This window comes from Pseudomonas citronellolis, assembly GCF_029335315.1.
Taxonomy (GTDB): domain Bacteria; phylum Pseudomonadota; class Gammaproteobacteria; order Pseudomonadales; family Pseudomonadaceae; genus Pseudomonas; species Pseudomonas citronellolis_A.
On sequence record NZ_JARJLT010000317.1, the window covers coordinates 1 to 5,193 of the forward strand.

Sequence of the window (5,193 nt, forward strand, 5' to 3'; positions counted from 1 at the left end):
GGTGGCGGGCGCTCCCTGCACGCACCGGGGGCACCCGGCCGTGCCATTGCGACCCTTCCGGAAACGAAAAAAGGAGGCCGAAGCCTCCTTTTTTCTTGCCGCCGGGTGCGCTTAGAACAGCACGCGGCTGCGGATGGTGCCGTTGACGTGCTGCAGCTTCTCCAGCGCCAGGTCCGAGTACTCGGCGTCGACGTCGATCACCACGTAGCCGACCTTGTCGTTGGTCTGCAGGTACTGGCCGGAGATGTTGATGCCGTTGTCGGCGAACACCTTGTTGATTTCGCTCATCACGCCCGGGATGTTGGCGTGGATGTGCAGCAGGCGGTGCTTGCCGGGGTGCGACGGCAGGGCCACTTCGGGGAAGTTGACCGAGGACACCGAGGTGCCGTTGTCGCTGTACTTGACCAGCTTCTCGGCCACTTCCAGGCCGATGTTGGCCTGGGCCTCGGCGGTGGAGCCGCCGATGTGCGGGGTCAGGATCACGCGATCCAGGCCGCGCAGCGGGCTTTCGAACTCGTCGTCGTTGGACTTGGGCTCGACCGGGAACACGTCGATGGCGGCGCCGATCAGGTGCTCGTCCTTGATGGCGTTGGCCAGGTGGTCCAGCTCGACCACGGTGCCGCGCGCGGCGTTGATCAGGATGCCGCCCTTCTTGATGGCGCGGATTTCCTTCTCGCCGATCATCCACTGGGTGGACGGCAGCTCCGGTACGTGCAGCGAGACGATGTCGGACATGCCGAGCAGCTCGTGCAGCGAGCCGATCTGCTGGGCGTTGCCCAGCGGCAGCTTGGTCACGGTGTCGTAGAAGAACACCTGCATGCCCAGGGCTTCGGCGAGGACCGAGAGCTGGGTGCCGATCGAGCCGTAGCCGACGATGCCCAGCTTCTTGCCGCGGATCTCGAAGGAGTTGGCCGCCGACTTGATCCAGCCGCCGCGGTGGCAGGAGGCGTTCTTCTCGGGGATGCCGCGCAGCAGCAGGATGGCTTCGGCCAGCACCAGCTCGGCGACCGAACGGGTGTTGGAGTAGGGCGCGTTGAACACCGCGATGCCGCGTTCGCGGGCGGCGTTCAGGTCGACCTGGTTGGTGCCGATGCAGAAGCAGCCGACCGCGATCAGTTTCTTGGCGGCGTCGAAGACTTCCTCGGTCAGCTGGGTGCGGGAGCGGATGCCGATGAAGTGGGCGTCGGCGATCTTTTCCTTCAGCTCGTCACCGGACAGCGCGGTCTTGAGGTACTCGATGTTCGAGTAGCCGGCGGCCTTGAGGGTGTCGACGGCGTTCTGGTGCACGCCTTCGAGGAGGAGGAATTTGATCTTGCTCTTGTCGAGAGAAGTCTTGCTCATCTGCTTGAACCTGTAGTCCCGGGATAATGGCTAGAAAATGAACAGCTCTGGCCGAACCGGCCGGTGCCGCAGCTCGGCGCCAGGTGGCGATCTGCGTGGGGTGCGTATGCTAGCATGTTCTCCCTTTTCCTTGCCCGGTTGCGACCTGAGCTGTTCTCAGGACGACCATGAATCATTTGAGAGTTCTCCCGATGACCCGCGAAGCCCTGATCGAATCGCTCAAGCCACTGCTGGAGCCCGGCAAGCTGCTGACCGACGCCGATTCCCTGGAAGCCTACGGCAAGGACTGGACCAAGCATTTCGCCCCGGCGCCGCTGGCCATCGCCTTCCCCAAGAGCATCGAGCAGGTGCAGGCCGTGGTGCGCTGGGCCAACGAGCAGAAGATCGGCCTGGTGCCCTCGGGTGGCCGTACCGGCCTGTCGGCCGCCGCCGTCGCCGCCAATGGCGAAGTGGTGGTGTCGTTCGACTACATGAACAAGATCCTCGACTTCAACGCCTTCGACCGCACCGTGGTGTGCCAGCCGGGCGTGGTGACCAAGCAGCTGCAGCTGTTCGCCGAGGAGCAGGGGCTGTACTACCCGGTGGACTTCGCTTCCTCCGGTTCCAGCCAGATTGGCGGCAACATCGGCACCAATGCCGGCGGGATCAAGGTGATTCGCTACGGCATGACCCGCAACTGGGTGGCCGGCATGAAGGTCGTCACCGGCAAGGGCGACCTGCTGGAGCTGAACAAGGACCTGATCAAGAACGCCACCGGCTATGACCTGCGCCAGCTGTTCATCGGCGCCGAAGGCACCCTGGGCTTCGTGGTGGAGGCCACCATGCGCCTGGAGCGCACGCCGAAGAACCTCACCGCGATGGTCCTCGGCACCCCCGACTTCGACTCGATCATGCCGGTGCTGCACGCCTTCCAGAGCAAGCTCGACCTGACCGCCTTCGAATTCTTCTCCGACAAGGCCCTGGCCAAGGTCCTGGGCCGTGGCGACGTGCCGGCGCCCTTCGAGACCGACTGCCCGTTCTACGCGCTGCTGGAGTTCGAGGCGAGCACCGAGGAAGTGGCCAACGAGGCCCTGGCCACCTTCGAGCACTGCGTTGAGCAGGGCTGGGTGCTGGACGGTGTGATGAGCCAGAGCGAGCAGCAGCTGCAGAACCTGTGGAAGCTGCGCGAGTACATCTCCGAGACCATCTCGCACTGGACCCCGTACAAGAACGACATCTCGGTGACCGTGGCCAAGGTCCCGGCCTTCCTCAAGGACATCGACGACATCGTCGAAGCCAACTACCCGGACTTCGAGGTGGTGTGGTTCGGCCACATCGGCGACGGCAACCTGCACCTGAACATCTTGAAGCCTGAGAACCTGTCCAAGGACGAGTTCTTCGCCAAGTGCGCCACCGTCAACAAGTGGGTGTTCGAGACCGTGCAGAAGTACAACGGCTCGATCTCCGCCGAGCACGGCGTGGGCATGACCAAGCGCGACTACCTGGGGTACTCTCGCTCGGAGGCCGAAATCGGCTACATGAAGGCGGTCAAGGCGGTGTTCGACCCGAACGGGATCATGAACCCCGGCAAGATTTTCGCCGAGTAAGCCAGCAACACCCCAGCAGGGCCGGTCTTCCGGCCCTTCGCTTGTCAGGGTCGCGGGAGGCGGCCCGGAGCGCCCGCGGGAGGCGGGCAGCGCGCGGCGCCACGAGCGCCGCGACGGCGCATTCCATTCATCCGTCCAGGAGTCGGTCATGAGTTACCAGCATCAGTACGTCGACGGCACCCGCATCCACTTCCCGCTGGGCAAGGTGGTCTGCGTCGGGCGCAACTACGCCGAGCACGCCAAGGAACTGAACAACCCGGTGCCCACCGAGCCGCTGCTGTTCATCAAGCCGGGCTCCTGCACCGTGCCGGCCGAGGGCGGCTTCGCCATTCCCGAGGATCGCGGCGACGTGCACTACGAGGCGGAGATCGCCGTGCTGATCGGCAAGCCGCTGTCGCGCAAGCCCGGCGTCGAGGAAGTGCTGGACGCCATCTCCGGCTACGCCCCGGCGCTGGACCTGACCCTGCGCGACGTGCAGGCCAAGCTGAAGGAGAAGGGCCTGCCCTGGGAGCTGTCCAAGTCCTTCGACGGTGCCTTCGTGCTGGCGCCCTTCGTCAGCGCCGACCGCTTCCCGGACCCGACCGACATCGGCATCCGCCTGACCATCGACGGCGAAGTGCGCCAGGATGGCAACAGCCGCGACATGCTCAACCCGATCGTACCGCTGATCCAGCACATCGCCGGGCACTTCTCGCTGCAGCCGGGCGACGTGATTTCCACCGGCACGCCGGTGGGCGTCGGTCCGCTCAAGCGCGGCAGCGACCTGGTGCTGGAACTTCCCGGGGCCAGCCGGTTCGAAAGCCGCGTGCTCTGAACCGCTCCCCGCCAAAGGCCGCCCTCGTGCGGCCTTTGCTTTACTCCGACTAGAAGAGTCCTGAATGGCCCGGTCCCGAATCTCCCGCTTCCTGCGCTGGCTGCTGCTGGCGCTGATCCTTGCCGCCGCCGTGCTGGCGCTGCTCGCCAGGCTGTTCCACTGGGACGACCGCGCCCGCCTGTGGTGGAAGGAAGCCCACACCAGCGAGCAGGCCCGCGCCGAGAGCGTCTGGCTGCCGGGCTACCGCGCGGTGATCCAGGGCAAGCCGCTCAAGGGTGGCCTGGAAGGCCAGGAGACCTCCGACCTGGCCTACAACCCGGTGACCCGCACGCTGTTCACCGTCACCGGCAAGAAGCCGCTGCTCGGCGAGCTGTCGCTGGACGGCGAGGTGCTGCGGGTGATTCCGCTGCTCGGCCTGGAGAACCCGGAAGGGGTGGCGGTGCTGCCCAATGGCAACGTCGCGGTGACCGACGAACGCAAGAACTCCCTGACCATTTTCCACGTCGACCCGCAGACCCATGAGCTGAGCACCGCCAGGCTGGCCAGCTTCGACCTCGGCCACCTGGGCAAGAAGAGCAACAAGGGCTTCGAGGGCATCGCCTGGGACCCGGCGCAGAAGCGCCTGCTGCTCGGCCGCGAGCGCGACCCCATGGAGCTGTTCAGCTGGGCCAGCGACGGCACGCCGGGCCTGAAGGGCAGCATGCTGGCGCTGCCCAGCGAAGAGCTGTACATGCGTAACGTCTCGGCGCTCAGCGTCGACCCGCGCACCGGGCATACCCTGGTGCTGTCGGCGGAGTCGCACCTGCTGCTGGAGCTGGACGAGAAGAACCAGCCGGTCAGCTTCATCAGCCTGCTGGCCGGGCTCAACGGCCTGCACGAGAAGATCCCGCGCGCCGAGGGCGTGGCCATCGACGAGCAGGGCACCATCTACATGGTCAGCGAGCCGGAGCTGTTCTACGTGTTCCGCAAGGTGAAGGGCGAAAAGGGCGATTAAGCCTGGGTTAAGCGCCAATTCAGGCTGGTTTCAGCCTGATTGGCTAGTCTGATTTCATCGAAAACAGCCAGGAGGCTACTTCATGAAATCCATTCGTCTTCCCCTGATCGCCGCCATCGCCCTGTTCTCCGGCGCCACCTTCGCCGCCGGCGGCTACACCGGCCCGGGCAGCGACGCGGCGAAACCCGCGCCGGCCGGCCAGGTCACCACAGTGGAGGCCGCCAAGAAAGCCGCCGACGACACCCCGGCGGTGCTCGAAGGCTCGATCATCAAGCGCCTGCACGGCGAGCACTACGAGTTCAAGGACGCCACCGGCAGCATGCAGGTCGAGATCGACCACGACGATTGGCCGCAGGGTGTGGATATCTCCGAGAAGACCAAGGTGCGCCTGACCGGTGAAGTGGATCATGAGCGCAAGGGCGTGGAGATCGACGTGGACCGGGTCGACGTCCTGCAGT

At 65.4% G+C, this 5,193-nt stretch carries 5 protein-coding genes; 4 read left to right on the plus strand and 1 reads right to left on the minus strand.

Features of this window, described 5'->3' with window-relative positions; genetic code table 11:
* Window positions 1–111: 111 nt before the first annotated feature.
* Window positions 112–1,341, minus strand: a complete 1,230-nt coding sequence (serA, locus tag P3W75_RS23655; protein ID WP_276229750.1) for a phosphoglycerate dehydrogenase — start codon at window positions 1,339–1,341, stop codon at window positions 112–114.
* A 191-nt stretch (window positions 1,342–1,532) separates the two neighbouring features.
* On the opposite strand from serA, the gene P3W75_RS23660 reads away from it, so the two are divergent.
* The 4 genes from P3W75_RS23660 to P3W75_RS23675 all read left to right on the plus strand — a co-directional run.
* Window positions 1,533–2,927: an FAD-binding oxidoreductase gene (locus P3W75_RS23660; protein WP_276229751.1), complete on the plus strand. Its 1,395-nt coding sequence runs from the start codon at window positions 1,533–1,535 to the stop codon at window positions 2,925–2,927.
* A 148-nt stretch (window positions 2,928–3,075) separates the two neighbouring features.
* Window positions 3,076–3,741: a fumarylacetoacetate hydrolase family protein gene (locus P3W75_RS23665; protein WP_276229752.1), complete on the plus strand. Its 666-nt coding sequence runs from the start codon at window positions 3,076–3,078 to the stop codon at window positions 3,739–3,741.
* Window positions 3,742–3,805: 64 nt separating this feature from the next.
* Window positions 3,806–4,735 (plus strand): SdiA-regulated domain-containing protein, encoded by a 930-nt coding sequence (locus P3W75_RS23670; RefSeq protein WP_276229753.1) that lies wholly within the window; start codon window positions 3,806–3,808, stop codon window positions 4,733–4,735.
* Window positions 4,736–4,817: 82 nt separating this feature from the next.
* The coding region (locus tag P3W75_RS23675; RefSeq protein WP_276229754.1) for a NirD/YgiW/YdeI family stress tolerance protein at window positions 4,818–5,193 on the plus strand (376 nt) is incomplete at its 3' end.

Excerpts from the sequence above, each read along its gene's own strand:
- serA (WP_276229750.1), bottom strand. The coding sequence starts at position 1,341 with ATGAGCAAGACTTCTCTCGACAAGAGCAAGATCAAATTCCTCCTCCTC.
- P3W75_RS23660 (WP_276229751.1), top strand. The coding sequence starts at position 1,533 with ATGACCCGCGAAGCCCTGATCGAATCGCTCAAGCCACTGCTGGAGCCC.
- P3W75_RS23665 (WP_276229752.1), top strand. The coding sequence starts at position 3,076 with ATGAGTTACCAGCATCAGTACGTCGACGGCACCCGCATCCACTTCCCG.
- P3W75_RS23670 (WP_276229753.1), top strand. The coding sequence starts at position 3,806 with ATGGCCCGGTCCCGAATCTCCCGCTTCCTGCGCTGGCTGCTGCTGGCG.